This is a genomic window from Neoehrlichia mikurensis (assembly GCF_019186785.1).
In the GTDB taxonomy this organism is placed as follows: domain Bacteria; phylum Pseudomonadota; class Alphaproteobacteria; order Rickettsiales; family Anaplasmataceae; genus Neoehrlichia; species Neoehrlichia mikurensis.
Genome location: NZ_CP066557.1, coordinates 417,780 through 437,382, shown reverse-complemented (window position 1 = coordinate 437,382; position 19,603 = coordinate 417,780). Strand labels below are relative to the sequence as shown.

At 27.9% G+C, this 19,603-nt stretch carries 17 protein-coding genes; 4 read left to right on the top strand and 13 right to left on the bottom strand.

The window, feature by feature from the left end; genetic code table 11:
* Positions 1–18: 18 nt before the first annotated feature.
* The 8 genes from HL033_RS01705 to HL033_RS01670 form a co-directional block, all read right to left on the bottom strand.
* Complete coding sequence (locus HL033_RS01705; RefSeq protein WP_218194362.1) at positions 19–654, bottom strand: 50S ribosomal protein L25/general stress protein Ctc; 636 nt, start codon at positions 652–654, stop codon at positions 19–21.
* Between the two features lie 77 nt (positions 655–731).
* Positions 732–1,433, bottom strand: coding sequence for a ComF family protein (locus HL033_RS01700; protein ID WP_246575333.1), 702 nt, complete (start codon positions 1,431–1,433; stop codon positions 732–734).
* 657 nt (positions 1,434–2,090) lie between these two features.
* Positions 2,091–3,239 carry a succinyl-diaminopimelate desuccinylase gene (gene dapE / locus HL033_RS01695; protein ID WP_218194361.1) on the bottom strand — a complete coding sequence of 383 codons (1,149 nt, stop codon included), beginning with the start codon at positions 3,237–3,239 and terminating at the stop codon, positions 2,091–2,093.
* A 476-nt stretch (positions 3,240–3,715) separates the two neighbouring features.
* Positions 3,716–5,422 (bottom strand): cation:proton antiporter domain-containing protein, encoded by a 1,707-nt coding sequence (locus HL033_RS01690; protein ID WP_218194360.1) that lies wholly within the window; start codon positions 5,420–5,422, stop codon positions 3,716–3,718.
* Positions 5,423–5,426: 4 nt separating this feature from the next.
* Positions 5,427–5,999 (bottom strand): thioredoxin family protein, encoded by a 573-nt coding sequence (locus tag HL033_RS01685; RefSeq protein WP_218194359.1) that lies wholly within the window; start codon positions 5,997–5,999, stop codon positions 5,427–5,429.
* 143 nt (positions 6,000–6,142) lie between these two features.
* Positions 6,143–6,505, bottom strand: a complete 363-nt coding sequence (locus tag HL033_RS01680) for a CopD family protein (RefSeq protein WP_246575331.1) — start codon at positions 6,503–6,505, stop codon at positions 6,143–6,145.
* Positions 6,506–6,613: 108 nt separating this feature from the next.
* The gene (locus HL033_RS01675; RefSeq protein ID WP_218194358.1) at positions 6,614–7,621 is read right to left on the bottom strand and encodes a pyruvate dehydrogenase complex E1 component subunit beta; all 1,008 of its coding nucleotides are present in this window, start codon (positions 7,619–7,621) and stop codon (positions 6,614–6,616) included.
* Between the two features lie 527 nt (positions 7,622–8,148).
* Entirely contained in the window at positions 8,149–10,104 is a 1,956-nt protein-coding gene (locus HL033_RS01670; RefSeq protein WP_218194357.1) for a hypothetical protein, read from the bottom strand.
* A gap of 247 nt (positions 10,105–10,351) precedes the next feature.
* On the opposite strand from HL033_RS01670, the gene tldD reads away from it, so the two are divergent.
* Positions 10,352–11,776 carry a metalloprotease TldD gene (tldD, locus tag HL033_RS01665; RefSeq protein ID WP_218194485.1) on the top strand — a complete coding sequence of 475 codons (1,425 nt, stop codon included), beginning with the start codon at positions 10,352–10,354 and terminating at the stop codon, positions 11,774–11,776.
* 1,081 nt (positions 11,777–12,857) lie between these two features.
* Here the strand turns inward: tldD and ychF are convergent.
* From ychF to HL033_RS01640, 5 genes are all read right to left on the bottom strand, one after another.
* Positions 12,858–13,949, bottom strand: coding sequence for a redox-regulated ATPase YchF (gene ychF, locus HL033_RS01660; protein ID WP_218194484.1), 1,092 nt, complete (start codon positions 13,947–13,949; stop codon positions 12,858–12,860).
* A 63-nt stretch (positions 13,950–14,012) separates the two neighbouring features.
* Positions 14,013–14,522: a 2-C-methyl-D-erythritol 2,4-cyclodiphosphate synthase gene (ispF, locus tag HL033_RS01655; RefSeq protein WP_218194356.1), complete on the bottom strand. Its 510-nt coding sequence runs from the start codon at positions 14,520–14,522 to the stop codon at positions 14,013–14,015.
* A gap of 573 nt (positions 14,523–15,095) precedes the next feature.
* Positions 15,096–15,818, bottom strand: coding sequence for an IspD/TarI family cytidylyltransferase (locus HL033_RS01650; protein ID WP_218194355.1), 723 nt, complete (start codon positions 15,816–15,818; stop codon positions 15,096–15,098).
* A 692-nt stretch (positions 15,819–16,510) separates the two neighbouring features.
* On the bottom strand, positions 16,511–17,011 hold the full coding sequence (gene purE / locus HL033_RS01645; protein ID WP_218194354.1) for a 5-(carboxyamino)imidazole ribonucleotide mutase: 501 nt from the start codon (positions 17,009–17,011) through the stop codon (positions 16,511–16,513).
* Positions 17,001–17,558 (bottom strand): TlpA family protein disulfide reductase, encoded by a 558-nt coding sequence (locus tag HL033_RS01640; RefSeq protein ID WP_218194353.1) that lies wholly within the window; start codon positions 17,556–17,558, stop codon positions 17,001–17,003. Before HL033_RS01640 ends, purE begins: the two co-directional genes overlap by 11 nt.
* Positions 17,559–17,752: 194 nt before the next feature.
* On the opposite strand from HL033_RS01640, the gene rodA reads away from it, so the two are divergent.
* Genes rodA through HL033_RS01625 form a run of 3 tightly spaced genes read left to right on the top strand, consistent with a single transcriptional unit; the run spans position 17,753 to position 19,571 of the window.
* Positions 17,753–18,856, top strand: a complete 1,104-nt coding sequence (gene rodA, locus HL033_RS01635) for a rod shape-determining protein RodA (RefSeq protein WP_254815684.1) — start codon at positions 17,753–17,755, stop codon at positions 18,854–18,856.
* A gap of 59 nt (positions 18,857–18,915) precedes the next feature.
* Positions 18,916–19,212 (top strand): integration host factor subunit alpha, encoded by a 297-nt coding sequence (locus HL033_RS01630; RefSeq protein WP_218194352.1) that lies wholly within the window; start codon positions 18,916–18,918, stop codon positions 19,210–19,212.
* Complete coding sequence (locus HL033_RS01625; RefSeq protein WP_218194351.1) at positions 19,212–19,571, top strand: MerR family transcriptional regulator; 360 nt, start codon at positions 19,212–19,214, stop codon at positions 19,569–19,571. Before HL033_RS01630 ends, HL033_RS01625 begins: the two co-directional genes overlap by 1 nt.
* The last annotated feature ends 32 nt before the right edge of the window (positions 19,572–19,603 follow it).

Below are 19,603 nucleotides of genomic sequence, written 5' to 3'. Positions count from 1 at the left end.
TAAATATAGGGGGGATAATTACTTGTCTTCTGACGGTGATGCACTGTCATCAATACTACTAGCAGCTTCAGAATCTTTTTCAGTTTCAGCACTAGATATTGTTACTATTGCTGAATTTTCCTCTTTCATAACTACTGTTACTTTATCAGGTAGCTCTAAATCACTGACATGAATAGAATGCCCAACAGTTAAATTAGATAAATCTATCTCTATTGTTTGAGGAATTGCTTGAGGAGAGCATTTTAATGATAAGGTACGATGCAATATATTTAATGTTCCTCCATGTTTTATTCCTATACACTTATGTTCATTAATTAATACTATAGGAACATCTACTTTAATTTCTGCATTTTGATTAACAAATTGAAAATCAACATGCTGAATAGCATCACTAACCGGGTGTTTTTGTATATCTCTTAGTAAAACATATTCCTTATTATTGTCTATATCTAATTCTATTAAATGCGTAGCTAAGGAGAGTGATCTACACTTATGTAAAAAATCCTTGTGAATAATACTTATACTTATAGGATCACGTCCTTTACCATATATAATTGCGGGAATAGCACCACTCCTTCTAAGTGCACGAGAAGAACCTGTCCCAACATTTAAACGTGCATGCGCACTAATTTTTATTATATCCTGCTCTATCATTAAATATCCTTAGTTAAAATTAAGCTATGTAATACCATACCATAATAACGTATTATTATTATTATATAAAGGTATTTTTATTTACACAAAGTTCTACTTAGTGTTAATGCTTTTACCTCTTTTGCTCCTGAGTTAATAAGTACTTTAGCACATGTCTGAATAGTAATTCCAGTTGTGATTACGTCATCGATAAGTAGTATATTTTTTCCTTGAATTGCATTTATATTGTTAATTTTAAAAGATTTTTTAATAGTTTGTTCGCGCATTTTTATTGATAAATTATATAGAGGAGTTGTATAATGTATTCTTTTTAGTGCAAATAACTCTACAGGTAACTTACAAAGTTTACTTATGCTGTTAGCTAGTACGGCAGCTTGGTTATATTTCCTATAAAGTAATTTTTTTGTGTGTAATGGAATGGGAACAATAATATCTACTTCTGGAAATAAATGATGACCTTTTGCATACATCCATTTAGCATATGTTTTTATGTGGTATAAGTTATCCAAGAATTTAAAGTTTAATATTATATTTTTGCTGTGTTGATTATAAGCAAATATAGACTCTAATTGTGTGATATATGGTGGATTAAGCAAGCATTTGCTGCATACTTTTGCATTATTTTTTAAAATAAGGCCGCAAGTTATACAATAATTATCATTTAAGAAATCAATAGCATTCTCACATGTATTACATAGGCTTTTATTATAATCAATAATATTTTTACAATTAACGCATGCTTGTGGAAAGATTAAATTAATAACTTTACTTAAGATCAAGCTTTATATCCTATATATCTTAGATGAGAGTTGTGTATCTACAGTTAATGTATGACAAGATATCTTATATTACCTATGTATAATCCTAATAATATTACACAAGTTAATTGCTTTTCAAGTATTATATCAGAGTATTATTGTACTATTAATTTTAGTTAAGGTACTATAGAATATGGATCTGTTTGTAATATTCTAGTTATGTGAATGTCAAATAGAAAATTGAAAACTATATATAACTGATTATACTAATTTCAGGTATTTATGTTCTGCATCATATATAGGAAATTGTTATTAAATAAGAGTAATATATTATTTATTATAAAAGCTATTTTGCATGTTACATTTTTTGAAACTCAGTTTTTTAATGAATGCTAAGAAATACATAAATTATATAGATCTTAGTTGATAAAATGAGGTTTATTAATTTGCAGAATTGTATATATTGTTTATGAAATATGTTAAAATTGTTTATTTATTAGGATACATTATTTAATATTATGTTATTTATACAATGGGAAATATTGTTTTGCATAGTGAGTAGAAGAGTTCAGAAAACGTATTTTAGTGATGTTTTTGTTTGCCTAAAAATATTGTAGAATAAATACGAGTGTATTAATTTTAAACTATAACTTTAATATGCAATGTGTAGGTTAATTTTTATGTTGTACAGTTGTCGCGTATTAAAAAGAATTTCTCTATAAAATTTTTATAAATTGTAAATAGTAGTAAAATATCTGATATTGGAGCATTTTCATCAATTTTATGTGCAGTTTTGTTAAGTAGTCCAAGTTCAGCTACAGCACAAAAATCTTTGATAAATCTTGCATCTGAAGTACCACCACAAGTACTTAATATTACTTCTCGATTTGTAATTTCTTTAATGGTAGACATTAAAGTATCTGTATATTTATTATTATTGCTAATGAAGGGTTCAGCAGATAATTTGTAAGATAAAGAATATCTTTGTGTAATGCTAGAGCAAATATTGTCTATTATTTTGAAAATTGATTGGGCATTATGTTGATTATTGAAGCGAATGTTAAAGTGTGCTGTTACCGAATCTGGAATAATATTAGTTACTATATTTTCTGTGTTAATATCTGTAATTTCGCAATGTGAGGGTTGAAAGTATTCATTTCCGTTGTCAAGAGATATATTTTTTATTTGATGTAGAATACAAATTATGTCATTTATAGCGTTATGTGCAAATTGTGGATAAGCTACATGTCCTTGAATTCCATAACATGTAAGGTTAAAAGTTATCGAGCCACGCCTACCGATTTTTATAGTATCCCCTACAAATAAGTTGCTTGTTGGTTCACCAACAATACAAAAATCTATTTTTTTATTATTTTGTTCCATCCATTGTAATATTGCAGGTGTTCCATATTCATATTCTGTACCTTCTTCATTCCCAGTTATAATAAAGCTTATGGAGCCATTTGTTATTTTATGTTGTATTGCTGCAGAAATGAAAGCACATATTGCTCCTTTCATATCAACAACACCACGACCATATAGTATATCATTGTGTATAGCAGCAGAAAAAGGATTAAAAGACCATTTTTGTAAATTGCCAGCAGGAACAACATCTGTATGTCCTGCAAAACATAAGTTAGGAGGAGTGTTACCTAATTGTGCATATAAATTTTTAACTTGTATTTTATCATTTCCATTATTAAAAACATTACAGGTAAACCCATGATTTGATAGTACCTCAGATATAAAATCAATTGTGCGGCCATTATCTGGTGTAATGCTTGGAAAAGTAATTAATTTACGTAACAATGCTATAGGATTGCACATAAGTAATTTATGTATCTAACTAATAATGAATATATGTTTTGTTAAGATATGTCAAGTTTACTAAAATGTTTTTGGATATAAAGACTTATAGTCATTTGTATAATCGCATTATGCAAATTTATAATATCATTAATTGAATGTTATATCATTTGATAAAATTTTTTTTGATATATTGTATATAGTTTATTTTATCCAGTGCATTACATTAGTAATACCTATATTTTATGTCACTATTAATTTAAAAGCTAAATTAGTGATGTATTTTTAATTTATTGCCTATGTAATATCATCATTATTAATTTCTATCTTGATAAGAAGGAAATTACAATGTTGTTATCAAGTTTCACAATACTAATGTGGAATAATCATTATAGGTTCTGGATTTTTAGTATTTCTACTAGTAATATACTTATACTATTACAGCAGAAAAATACTAATAGATAAGTCATTATATGGATACTATTTTTATAATATAACTATTCTTCGGTGTGTTTTTTTGTAATAAAGTATCCTCCGGTTCTAAAGGTATTTTTAAGAGAAGATATAGCATTAGTACTAAATCCACTAATACTTAAAGCCACTGCACCTAACTGCAGTCCAGTTTCACATGTTTCAGGAATTAAATAATGTGCTCCAAGATCTTGATAAGATTCAGCATTTGTAAGATCAGGAAGCCGTACAGCAATAATAGTATTAGGAAAATTTTTAGCTACTAAAGATATTATTTTTTTTGCAGTAACATCATTGTTAATTGCTATTATAATAATTTTTGCTCGCAATATCCCCATTGATTCTAAGGTACTTAATTTTGTGAGATTGCCAAGATAAACTGGGAATCCTTCATCTCTTCCATTTTTTACAACATGAGGTTGAATATCAGATGCAATATAATTTACTTGTTCTGCTGTTAATACTCTTGCAACCATACGTCCTACTCTTCCAAATCCTACCACTATTACATGTTGATCTAGGTCCTGTGTATCTAATAATAATTCTTGTGATGAGAACGAGATCTTATTTTTATTTATGAGATTTGATATCCAATCTCCTAGTGTTGAAAGTAACGGAGTGAAAGCCATTGTTATGGTGGTAATCATCATTAAGATTTGTGCTAAATCGCTTGATAATACATTTTTTTCTGCTGCAAGACCGAATAGAATGAAAGCAAATTCACCACCTTGTGATAATAATAGTCCTGCTTTTATTGCTGATGCTATCTGAAAGCGGAAAAATCTGCACAATATAAAAATTATTGAAGCTTTAATAATAATTAGCGAAAAGGATAATAGTATAATAATTGATAATTTACTTATTAATAATGTAATATTGATTGACATTCCTACGGTCATGAAAAAGAGTCCAAGGAGTAGTTTTTTAAATGGTAAGACAACTTGCTCTACATCGTATCTATATTCTGTTTCTGCAACAAGAAGACCAGAAACAAAAGCTCCTAATGCCATGGAAAGATTGAAGTTTTCTGTAATAAATGCTGCACCTAAAACAATTAAAAGAGTTGCAGCAATGAAGATTTCAGAACTTTTAATTGAAGCAATTGTACTAAATAGTGGCCTAAGTAATAACCTACCAGTAGTGAAAATTAAGGCTAAAGCAACTCCAGCTTTTAATACCGAGTATATTAACATTATTACGATACTGTTTTGAGATTCTCCAGCTAATAAGGGTAACATTACAATTAATGGCACGACAGCAAAATCTTGTAACAATAATACTGCAATAGATAATCTACCAATTTGTGATGCTTGATGTCCTTTTTCTTGTAGGACCTGCAGTACGATTGCTGTTGAAGATAATGCTAAGGCTCCACCTATTACTACTGAGCCCTTATAATCTATATTGAACATACGTGCAATATACCATATTACTATAGCAGTAACTATTACCTGTAATGTTCCAAATCCAAAGACATGCATTCGCATTGCAATTAGTCTATCAAATGTTAGCTCAAGTCCTATTAAAAATAACAGGAATACAACGCCGAATTCCGCAAGGTTACTAATAATAGCAGAAGATTCTATTAAGTGAAATCCATGAGAACCAATAATAGTGCCTGCAACGAAATATCCAAGAACGGGACTAATGTTAAGCTTCCAAAAGACTACTACTATTATAATAGCAGCAGAAAGTAATATTATTATATCTAATAAATATTTAGTATCATGCATATGCTTATTTATTAAACGAATACCACTTTATTGAACACCCAATACTCGGTTTTTGATGTTGAGGTGCTTTACCAGTTTTAGCAATAAACTTCATAGCCTCAAATAACTCACTGCTTTTCTCAGAATATTCTGCTACATTATTGATATTAGGAGTATCAAATCTTCCTCTATAGCATAACTTGAGCTGACTATTAAACCCAAAAAAATCAGGAGTACAAACAGCACCATAACTTTTTGCAACTGATTGAGTTTCATCGATTAGATATGGAAAAGAAAAATTATTTTCTTTAGCAAATGTCACCATATTATTATAAGAATCTTCTGGGTACGATATAAAATCGTTTGGCATTATGGCTACAGCTTTAACGTCATGATGATCTATTAATTTTGTAACATCCTGTACTAGTCTATTAATAATAGCTTTTACATAAGGACAATGATTGCAAATAAACATAACCAACAAGGCATTTCCCTTATGGCATTTATTTAAGTCATAAAATTGACCATCTGTAGATTTTAAGGAAAAATCCTTTGCAGCAAACTGTAAATCTACACTAGGAGTACTTAATGCAACCATAAGTTTTCTCTAAAAAACAATTCTACCTTATTGTAGGATGTAGAAGATTATAAAGTCAAATGATTTTTGTAGTACGTACTTAGCTAAAAGGCTCAACTATTATAATTATTAGTACTACTAAAATAATGTTATAGTTTCGTTTATTATTTTAAAATATAAAGCATGTTTTTGTAATCATTAGCAAGCATCATATGAATTATTAATATTAACGTTACAAAAGTAATTTTAATTGCGAACCATGTTGTAGAATACGCTTCTGTTACAATTGCAAGTACTACCCCAAAGAATATACTACAGATCATTGCAGGATTAACAATGATTTTTAATAATCTGCGTTCCATTAATTTTAGCATTTTACTACGATTAGAATGAGGAGGTACATTAGTATGATAAACATAAAGTCGTGGTAGATATAACATTCCAGATATCCACATGATTACTGATATAATATGAAAGGCTTCTATCCAATGATGATATTGCGATATATAAAGAATTATTTCATACATTGAGTACCTTTTATACATGATAGGGTTCAATAGTATTATAAGCTATATACTATTAAATGTTAAAGGAATTATGCTATATTATTCAAATATTTGATTTATTATAGGCCGTTAAGGTATTGTTGCATAATTGCGAGTACATAGGGTAAGTGCTGCCTCAACTATATCATGTACTTGCGGTAATGCAAGCCGTTCTAAATTTTCAGCATATGGCAATGGAACATCTTTCCCAGTAATTCTTAACACAGGGGCATCTAGATCGTCAAAAGCATATTCCATTATTAATGCTGCAATTTCAGCTCCAATGCCTGCAAATGGCCATCCCTCTTCTACAGTAATAATTTTGTTAGTTTTTTTAACAGAATTTAATATTGTATTGATATCAAGTGGACGTAAAGTTCTTAAGTCTATTACTTCTGTGCTTATGCCTTTTTCATGTAATAACTCTGCTGCATCTAATGCATTTTTAATTTGTAAAGAAAATGATATAATAGTAATATCATTTCCTTGTTTAATAACAGAGGCCTTACCTATTTCAGTGAAATAATTTTTTTGAAGTACTTCACTTGAAACTTGATGCTGATGTCCATATGCAATTTCATTCTCTAGAAATATTACAGGATTTGGATCTCTGATTGCAGATTTTAATAGACCCTTACAATCTGCTGCGAAATAAGGTGATACTACTTTTAGTCCTGGGATATGTGCATACCAGGAAGCATAACATTGAGAATGCTGAGCTCCAACACCTGCAGCAGCACCATTAGGCCCCCGAAAAACAATAGGACAATTTAGCACCCCACCAGACATGTAGTAGGTCTTTGCAGCAGAGTTTATAATTTGATCAATTGCCTGCATAGCAAAATTAAAAGTCATAAACTCTATTATAGGTTTTAATCCAGCAAACGCTGCTCCTACCCCTAATCCTGCAAAGCCATGTTCAGTAATTGGAGTATCTATGACTCTGTCTGGTCCAAACTTTTGCAATAAGTTTTGAGTAACCTTATATGCGCCTTGATATTCGCCTACTTCTTCTCCCATTACAAATACAGTGCTATCATGCTCCATTTCTTCTTCAATTGCACTACATAGTGCTTCTCTTACAGTGATAGTATTCATGTATTCCCTAGAGTTTACTGACGGCTATTTTATAAGAAAAAATTTATATTGCAAGTATATTTAAGGATAGTTATCCTCATAAGTTACTAATGTTTAATTCTTAGAAATATATATTTGTTATGTAAAAAAAAAGTAATAAGGCTTTTTTAAAGTTGTGTAGCATCAAATAATATTTTTTGTATTAGGTAGTTGCATGGGTGTAAATTTTGAAACAATAAATGAAAAAGAATAGCTGTAAATATTTTACTTAACTAGATAATTCTATAGAGCAAAAGGATAATAAGTATTTTGCTGCCGCCAGTATTATAATTATGTGTACTATGATTAATGTATGTAGGCTCTAATTCAGATAATTAGTAATGTATGTGTTGTATTTGTAGAGTGTTGGGGGGTCTTATGTTGCCTTTAATAGATATACTAAGGGGGGGGGGAATACCTATTACTGAATGAAATATTAAGGTAATGGTCAGCTTGTGGTAATATGGATAATGTTGTTCTATATATTTGTTTGTTGAAGTTAAAAAAAATTATAGCACTTCAAAAATGGGATAATGAGGTGCTGAAGTACTTACATCTGTAAGGTGATTTTGGAAAAAATCATATTCTTGATTTAAATATTGTTTTTTGTAATTTACTGCTAGTTGTGCGCAAATTGTAAATAATATAAGAAATAATGATCCTATTGCAAAAATTATATCAGCAGACTTTCTATGTGTAATATTAGTAATATAATGGGTACTGATATAGCTATAATATAAAATGTTTGCTAACACAACTGAAGATATGAAAGCAATAGTTATAATGGTATGTTTTTTTATATTTTTTTTGTCAGTTATAGATTGTGAGCGTGTTATTAAAGTCTCTTCACTAGCGCTCATATTATGATCTCTATGTGGAGTGTTTTCTTGTTTCTCATGAAGATGGTATGTTTCTTGTTTTGTGTATATTGGATTATTAGTATTGTGTGACGTATGAACAATATTACCTAATGCACATTGTTCTCTATCAATGAGATCTAATTGTTGCGATATTGATAAAGTGTCTATGGGTTGTGATTGTGTAAATGTAGAGATTTTCATTCTATATAATACCTTGTATATATTGGTTATTGAAAAGATTTTTTTGTAATAATTGTTAGTTGGTGTTAGCTGTGTTATAGAGCCATCATTTGATTGTTGTGATGTTGTTGGTAGAGTATTATTAGTTTTATAGGATGCACTTTGTAATTTTGTGCTACAAGCTACAGCATTCTTCATAACTGTTATTATGAAGCTAGAAGAATCCATTAGCTCTAATATATTGATCATTTTATGTTGTGCAAGACTTTTTTTATAAGCGTTATTAATAAATGTTTTGAGGTCTGCATTGTTAGAAAGTTTAAATTTATAACCTGATGATAAAATTTTAAATTTTATTGTATAATGCGGTAAGTGATTTTTTGTTAAGAAATCTATATATTGTATAAGATTATTAAGTAAATCTGCATCTGCATTTACTTCATATGCTGCTTTTGTAGGTATTATGGTATAATTATGCTTATGAGGTTTGATATTTTTACTGCGTAATGCAAAATATAATATAGGAGGAAGAGACTGAAGATGTTTGATATCTAATTCATGAAATGTTACATTTGATTGGTATTGTTGTTGTGTGACTATTTGTGGGATATTTGTATTTTTTATGTCTGTCATTATACATGTATTGATTTGATGCGGTAAAATAATATTTCTGTACAATGTAAGTGCCGTATTATATGTTTTTGTGTATAGATAAGTATCAGATATAATTTTATTATATGCCTTTAATATTTGATTTAATTGCAAGTTGTATGTTATATAGTCTATATTATATTTTTGCACATAATTAGCAGCATTTAGTATTAATGATGGATTTATTTTGATTATGCATGAAAAAGCTGTGTTATCATTTAGGGATATATTACAACCAAGAAGTTGACTAACGGAAATATTAGCTAATGTGATGTACGTATTATCAATGATGCCTATAGATTTTTGTTTAATACAAGTTATTATTTGATCAGTAGGTACATTATTTTCTTTGCTATCTACGATATCACCTACATAATGTAGTGTTGTTGTGATCTTAGATAATATATCGGATATTTTTGTATTACTAGAATTATTTACTGCATTAGTAACATATATATTTGGTAATATAAATACTGGTATAATGTACAAATTAAAAAGGTCGTTGATCTTTTCTGATATAATATAATTGTGATATTCTTGTTGCGCATATGATGTGTTAATACATGTGCTATTATTTAGATGATTATACATATGAAGTGTAATCATTAAGGATTGATCATAGTGGCTATAATGTTCTATTTTAATATTTATATTATCCTGATTTATAGGGTATATATTTTGTATTATTGATGTTATGTTTATTATAAAATTGTTCTTTTCAAGAAAATCTTTTGTAGTGGTACACTCACCAGAGTAGTGAATTGTTTTTAACATGGTGATATTTTAATTAACATATAGTAAATATAGTAATCTATTTTTTACGTTTAGTAAATAAATTCATTCTTTTTTAACGTATATTCAGATAAAAATTTCATAATCGCATAAGATTTCTAGCATCCAAAGCGAATTTGTATACCAATTCCTTGATTAATACTTATTAAAAGTGGTTATTATAATAATTGATTGTTGAAAAGCACCTAGTATACTTATTAAGTATAAAGTAAAAGAGTATAAAATGGAAATGTTAGATGTAGATAATATATTATTTGATTCTTATTCAGTAAATTTAAGTAATATTTGTGACATTGTAAAAAATGCTTTACATAAATCAGATGGTGGTGAATTATTTTTAGAGTTATGTCAATCAGAAACTGTAAGTATTGAAAATGGTATTATAAAAAATGCTGACTTTAATGTTCGTAAAGGATTTGGGCTTAGATCTTTTTATGATAGCATTACTTCTTTTGTATGTTCTTCTGAAATTAGTGAAGTAGAAATTAAGAAAGCAGCAGATATAGTAAATTCCATGGGGTTTAATAGTACAGGTAATAATAGAGTCATTTTAAAGAAACCTAGTTTAATGTTGTATTCTAATGTAAATCCTATTGATGAAATGTCTTTTGATGATAAAGTGACAGTTTTGCAAAGTGTTGATGCTTATTTACGTGGTAAAAATCAATATGTAAAACAGGTAAAAGCTTCTATTAGTACACAATGGCAAGTTGTGCAGATAATAAGACAAGATGGCTATAGAGTTAGTGATATAAGACCGCTTGTTAGGTTTAATGTTTTTGTGCTTTTAGAGAAAGATAATAGAAAGGAATATGGCAGTGCTGGACATGGAGGAAGATCAAGCTGTATTGATTTTGTTATAGAGAAAAAATGGAAAGAAGTTGCTGATGAGGCATTACGCCAATCTTTAGTAAATTTAGAAGCGATTCCTTCTCCTGCTGGTGAAATGGTTGTAGTATTAGGACCTGGGTTTCCAGGTGTTTTGTTACATGAAGCAGTAGGACATGGATTAGAGGGCGACTTTAATCGTAAAAAAGTGTCAGCTTTTTCTAATTCCATAGGAAAACAAGTTGCAGCTAAGGGTATTACGGTGGTTGATAATGGTACAATAGAAAAGCTTAGAGGTTCTATTAATATAGATGATGAAGGTAATCCATCAAGATATAATGTATTGATAGAAGATGGTATTTTGTTGTCGTATATGCAAGATAATATGAATGCCAAACTTATGGGTACTACTTCCACAGGTAATGGTAGAAGACAAAATTATCAAAGCGTAATTATGCCTCGTATGACAAATACTTATATGCTTTCAGGTAATTATGATGCAGATGAGATTATTGCTAGTGTGACAAAAGGTCTTTATGCTGTAAACTTTGGTGGGGGACAGGTTGATATAACATCAGGTCAGTTTGTTTTTTCAGCGTCAGAAAGTTATTTGATAGAAAATGGTAAAATAACTTATCCTGTGAAAGGGGCAACATTAATAGGGAGTGGTCCTGATGTTTTAACAAAAGTATCAATGGTTGGCAATGACTTAAAGCTAGATCCTGGGGTAGGGACTTGTTCTAAAAATGGGCAAGATATTCCTGTAGGTGTGGGCCAGCCTACAGTAAAAATAGATTTAATTACAGTTGGTGGTACAGAGGTGTAAAGGATGATGTATTGTTATTTATTATTATACTTAAATAGATAAAATTATTGATATGAAATCTGATCAATATTTTATGTGCAAATTATTTATTAACGGAATGTAATTTTAAGTATTGAACTGATTAATTATTGATTAGTAAATACAATAAAATGTTTCAACTTTTTAGTTGAGGGTCTTATTTTGGTAAATGTGAAAAATATTAGTTTTTTTATATTATGAGTTTTACTTATTAGAATATTTCTATAAAAAGTAACATCAGCATTAATTGTTTAATAGTGAATAACTAACCATATTGAATTGTTTGCCTTAAAGGGTGGGGGATAGTATGTGATTATGTTGATAGTGTTCTTGAAAATATTAATAGTATTAAAATTATTAATACTTAGGTGGTGGTGCGGTCATTTATATGATAAAGTGTTATAAGTTTATGTTAAAGAGAGTTATAGTCATTATTGTTACATTTAATATTGTGTTGAAGTTAATGTATTATCAAAATTTAACATTTTTTATTATTTAATTTTTTGCATAAACATTGTATTAAATTACTAAATATACCTCCTATAACTGAGAAATATTGTATTTTTTTATTAATAAAAGAAAATATTTTTTATACGAATGTTTATTTAATTTTTATGGTAAATGAAAAATTTTTTATATCAAGTTTTTAAAAAATTTTCAATAAACAGTTTATTATTATGACTTATTGGAATTCTATGTCTTACTTAGTAATTATTCTTTTGTGAATGTGTGTGCTGTAATTGTTACTATGTAGTGATGTAGAATTCTATTATAAAGTTTGATTGAGAAATTTTTTAATATTTTCGTTTTGAATGTGCTTGATAGTTTACATAAATACAAAATTGTAAAAGAAATGTGATTTACTAATTAGAAGAAAATTTAAAAATTAAAATATGATATAAGATTTTTTTATCTTTTAATTAAAAAACAATAACATTATTTTGGGGGTTATTTTTTTGCATACAAATTTTGCACATATATGAATATATGTAGCATTAAAAGCGTGATACATAGCGATATAACATATAATTTATAATGGCAACTGTTTTAATATGTATAGAGCTTATTTATTAACTCTAAAATGTATTACATCTCCGTCTTGTACTATGTATTCTTTGCCTTCCAATCTTACTTTTCCTGCTTCTCTACATCCTATGGTGCCATTATATTGGACATAATCGTGAAAGCTTATAGTTTCTGCTTTGATAAATCCTTTTTCAAAATCAGTATGGATAACACTTGCTGCTTTATCGGCTGTTGTAAATCTTTTAATAGGCCATGCTCTTGCTTCTTTAGGGCCAACAGTAAAAAAAGTAATCATATTAAGTAATGTATAAATACTTTTTGTTATAGTGTGTATGCAAGATTCTTTAAGACCAAACTCAGAAAGAAAAACTTGCCTATCTTCTTCATTATCAAGTGTTAATATTTCATTTTCGAGTTTTGCTGATATACAACAAACTTGATTATGATTTTTTTCGGCTATTGATTTAACTTGTTCTGAAAAGTTGTTACCATGTGCTACATTTGTATCTTCAACATTACAAACATACATGATGGGTTTTGTGGTAATTAATTGTAATTGTTGTAGTGTATGATAGTCAACGTTTGTTATATTTCTTGCTGGTTGTCCGGTTTCTAAAACTTTTAGTACTTCTAATATAATATTCAATTTTTTTTGTGATTCTTTATTTGATTTAACGGTTTTTTCGATAGTTGGTAACCGGCGTTTGAGAGTTTCGATATCAGCTAATATTAATTCTATTTCAACAATTTCTGCATCATGGATAGGATCTATAGTTTTATGTACATGAGTAATATTATTATCTTGAAAGCATCTTAATACATGAACAATAGCATCAACTTCTCTAATATGCCCTAAAAACTTATTTCCCAATCCTTCACCATTACTAGCACCACTAATTAAACCAGCGATATCTACAAATTCAATTTGATTGAATATAGTTTTTCGAGATTGTGCAATAGAAGCTAAGGTTTTTAGTCTATTGTCATATATTATTGCTTTGCCTATATTTGGTTCTATTGTACAAAAAGGATAATTAGCAACTTCAGCTAACATGGTTTGTGTAAGTGCATTAAATAATGTTGATTTGCCAACGTTGGGTAATCCAACGATACCACAATTTAATCCCATATTTATGTGAATCATGTTAAAAGAGTTATTTTATCATTAATTGATATGTAATGATACTATAATCTATATAATTAATGAGCATCCAACAATAGCTTGTGCAGCGATACCTTGTTCTTTTCCTATAAAACCTAGTTTTTCAGTTGTAACTGCTTTTATATTGACCATATTGAAATCTAATTGTAGTAAGTCTGTTAAGTATTGTTGCATTTGTAGTGAATAAGGCATAATTTTTGGTTGTTGGCAAATAATAATTATGTCTATATTTGAAATAGTATATCCTTTTTCCTTGGCTTTTTTTTGTGCTTCTAATAAAAATATGCTAGAATCTATTTTATGAAATTTTAGATCTGTATCTGGAAAGTGCTGTCCTATACTTCCACATCCTACGCATCCTAGAATAGCATCTGTTAATGCATGTATTCCTAAGTCTCCGTCTGAATGTGCCTTTATTTTTTTATTATGAGGTATTTTTATTCCACATATAGTAATGAATTGTTCTTTGTTATCTGTGTTAATTAATTGATGAACGTCGTATCCAATTCCTACTCTAAAAAGAGGTTTGTTATTAAACATAGGTTTTTATTAAAGAGTTAGAATAATTTTGATATTTATTATTACTGTACAATAAATTATATGTAGATACAAAACTTCTTTTTACTCTATAATTTATCTTGATTAAATTTTTGCTTAATTTTGATATTTATTATTACTGTACAATAAATTATATGTAGATACAAAACTTCTTTTTACTCTATAATTTATCTTGATTAAATTTTTGCTTATACAGGTGTACAAATAGTAAAAATCAATTTTATTTTAGTTTTAATTTTAAAAAGTTAATTATATGTTTAATATCAACAAAAATATGGTTGTTATTATTAGCTTATTGCATGTAGATGTTACGTATATGAAGGTGTTATTTATATAACCATATTTATTTATACAATGTAGCATTTATATAAAATAAGAATCATAAGTGTTTTAATATATATTTTGCAGGCTTTGATCTCCTTTATGGAGGTTATAATTTATGTAAATTTTTTTATTGATAATATACTTTATTTACAATGACATATTACAAAATCTTATAGGTGGTTTTAAAAAAAACTTTAATGAGAATCAAGCAATTAATTATATAATTTTCCTTTATATATTTGATTTCTTGATTATAGATAAATTGTTGTAAACGTATATTCTTGCTCTACATAAATCTTCAAAAGTAGTAATCTTAATATTGTCAGGGTGTCCTTTCACTGTTGCGACAGTGATATTATAATCTAGCATGATAGATAAGTCGTCAGTAAATTCTTTATGTGGATCTGTTGCATATATTCGTTCATGGCAAGTTAATATGTTTTGGTATTGATAAGCTTGGGGGGTTTGTATAATTTTTACTGAGTCTCTATTGATGCTATTGATAATAATATTGTTATGTACTATTTTAATAGTTTCGTTAATTGATAGTACTGGTACAGCTCCTTCATATTGATCTAGCATTTTTATAATGTTATTAACCAAATCATGTGTTATAAAAGGACGGCATGCATCATGTATAAGCACAAAATCAGGTTTAATATGTGCTATACCTTGCAGTCCTAATCTTACAGAATCTTGTCTTCTATTCCCACCATATATAGGTGGTAAAATTTTTTTATTATAAATATTAGAAACAACACTGTCATATAAATATTTGTGATCCTTTTTAATTATAACCTGTATGTAATTAATAGCAGGGTGGTATAGAATACTACTTATTGTATGATGAAGAACTGAATGATTGCTTAGTAAACTATATTGTTTAGGTAAAGTAATATTTTTACATCTGCTACCTACGCCTGAAGCAACGATAATTATGGCAATTGTTGTCACTTATTTTGCTCTAAGGAAATTAATCTATAAGTCTATAAACACTAAAGTATAACATTATCAGATAATAAGCTTATCATCAATAACAATGTTGATAATATGGATATATATGATATATCCTATGTAGGATTTTTAATTTTACAGAATAACTAGAAAATTTATTTTGTAATAAATTTTAGGATATTATACAAGTGATTACCAATCTTATATTATCTTGCATTTAAGAAGGGTGGTATATATTGTATTGGTAATGATTGCTTTTGAAATAAAAAACTTTATATAAGTAATATTGTTAAAATAATGAATATTTTTATTATGCTGAGATAATTTATTAGTGTCATTATGCAATTTGTGTAGATTTCTAGCAAAAAGTTATTTACTTAGCATATGCATTATATACCAATTTTCAGATTTAAGTTGAAAAATGTAGTATATCGGTATTATTTAGTAGAGTTATAGGTCGCATTATAAAGTAAAATATGTCTTTTATTTTAAAGTTATGAAATATTCATTAGAAGCGATTGTTATATTAAGGATATTATTTTATTTATTGAAGTAGAACATTATATTGTATAGTCTATATGTCTTATGTGAGATTTTATATATCTACTAACATGTAAAGCAAATATATACAGAATATTAGGTTATAAAAAGTACGTACGGAATTGAAGATTTATAAATTTATACATAGTTTATTACATTGTAAGTGGGTACACAGCTATGTCGGATGAAAGTTTATTTTTCCATTGTGTAAGCTTATTAGAGATCTTGTGATTATTCAAACCTAAAATGGATGCTGCCATCAATGCAGCGTTTGCTGCTCCTTGAGGACCTATAGCCATTGTTGCAACAGGTGTGCCTTTAGGCATTTGAACAATGGATAATAGACTATCTATTCCATTTAATAATTTACTTTTTATAGGCACTCCTATTACTGGAATTGTAGTAAGTGATGCAACCATTCCTGGTAAATGAGCTGCGCCACCTGCTCCAGCTATAATGATTTTGAGTCCTATACTTTGTGCTGATTTTGCAAAATTATATAGTCTGTCTGGTGTTCTATGTGCAGACACTATAAGGGCTGTAAACGTGATATCTAATTCCTTTAATATACATATTGCATTATTCATTGTTGGGAAATCTGACTGACTACCCATTATTATTGCAACATCTTTGTCCTTTATACTATTTATCATGTTGTTTATTTATAATTTTTTCTATGTAAGTATTCATTTGATTTATATTAGTAATGTTTGTTATAGGAGCAGTATTACTGCTAAGAATTGCAATATAAGGTATTTTACCATCAAAATATATTCCTTTACTCATTAATGCATATAATAATTTCTTTATGTAAATAGGTGTAATGTTATATGGAATGAAGTTTATTTTTTTCTGTTCTTGTAAAAAAGATATTAGTTTGTTTTTATTTTCATCTAGCGATATCATAACAGGGATGATTTTTTTATTATTTTCAAGGAATTTGTTAATTTCTGGAATTTTTTGTATACAACTTCTGCACCAGGATGTGTATAATGTTAAAAGTGTAATGTCTGAATTTATATGTGACATTAATTTTAAAAGAGATTGATCAGAGTTAATTTCCTGTATTACTATAGGTTTGTTATGTATGCCTTCTATATCGAACGAAAAGTTATTTATTGCAATAAATGTGATAATAGATGTAATACAAAAGATGATAATAAAGTACCTGTTGCTGAGTATATTAATAATGTATTTCATTGTTAGTAACTATATTGACATGCTACTTATTATGAATCTTAAATAAATAACTGACAAGATTTTTTACTATGATACCAATATATAATTATTATTTCTGTAATGAAAATTTGTAAAGTTGCTATAAAAAATTTACTGAAAATTAGCTATATTTTAATAGTTGATATAGTATTTCTAATCTAATTACTGTTTTTGTAATGAAAATTTATAAAATTGTTATCAGACATTTGTCAAAAATTAACTATCTTTTAATAATGAATGTCATATGCTTATTTTTAATAGGCATTAGCATACAATATTCTGCTTCTGGTGGACAATGGACTCCTTTTGCAAGTCATCAATTAAATATTTTTATATTGTCACTTCCATTAGTGGTAATGATATCGTGTATAAAGGTAGATAAGTATATTAAGTATGTATATCATATATATGTAATGGCTTTTATTTTGTTATCGTTAATTCATATGTGTGGAATTTCAGTCATGGGTGCAACGAGATGGATTAGATTTGGTAAATTTAATTTTCAACCATCTGAATTTGCAAAGATTGCCTTAATATTTGTTTTGGCCCGTTATTTTTATGATAAAAATTTTTATCAATTAATGGAACTTAAAAATATAGTAGGGTGTATTCTAGTTGTGTTGCCACTTATATTATTAGTTCTAAAGCAACCCAATCTTGGTACAGCAAGTATAATGTTAGCAATATCTTTATTGGTGATGTTTATTGCAGTTAATAGCCGGTACTTAATATTATTTTTTATTGTGCTTGTAGGGGTTTCACCTGTTATGTGGAATTTTCTTCATTTTTATCAAAAAAGCAGAATTATATCTTTTTTTCATCCTGAAAAAGACCCTTTAGGTTCTGGATACAATACATTGCAATCGCAAATAGCAATAGGCTCTGGTAGATTATATGGTAAAGGCTTTGTTAAAGGTAGTCAAGCACAGTTGAGTTTTTTACCTGAAAAACAAACAGATTTTGTATTTACGCTATTTAGTGAGGAAAGAGGTTTCGTTGGTGTTATTATATTATTTGTATTGTATAGTCTTCTTATTAATACGGGATTATATATAGCTTTATGTGCTGAGAATACTTTTCATAAATTAGTTGCTGTAGGTATATCTATGTTTTTTTTTATGCATTTTATAGTTAATATAGGGATGGTTACAGGTATGCTACCAATTGTTGGTGTTCCATTACCTTTTTTATCGTATGGGGGTAGTGTTACATTAACAAGTATGGTGTTAATAGGCATGTTATTGTCTATACATATAAGTAATAAGTCGAACTATATATAAACTTGATACTTTTTGCAAATAATGTAAAATTACATAATTTGGATTAATGCTTATAAAATATGACTCAAACTCTCACAAAAGCAAAAATTGCTGAAGTCATTAATAAGGAAGTTGGATTATCACGAGAAGATTCTTTATCAATTGTTGGGGAAATTTTGGAAGAAATGGTGTTATCTTTGACAAAAGAACACATATTAAAGATTTCTTCTTTTGGAACTTTTAAAGTATATAAAAAAAAAGAACGTATTGGACGCAATCCAAGAACTTTAGAAAATTTTATAATAAAAGAACATAATACGATCTCATTTTATCCTTCTGTACTTGTGAAGCAGTTTATTAATTCTGATGAATCATAATGAAAAAAAATGCATGTAATAATGAGATATTATATCAGGAGTATAAAAAAAAGCTTTATACTATAGGGGAAGTTGCAAAGATAATAGGTGTTGAGCAGTCTGTATTGAGGTTTTGGGAAGGAAAATTTGGCCAAATTAATCCTATTAAACGTAGAGGAAGAAGGTTATATGATCAAAATAATATAGAAATAATTAAAAAAATAAAATATTGGTTATACGATAATGGATATACTATTAAGGGAGTTCAGCAAAGACTGAATATGATTAATGATAAAAGTTTAATTGATGATAAGCAAACTTTATTAAGTTTGCTAAGTGATATAATAAAATTAAGAGACTTTTTGTTAGACAAAATTTAATGAATAGTGAGAATAGAAAACAATATGTAAGA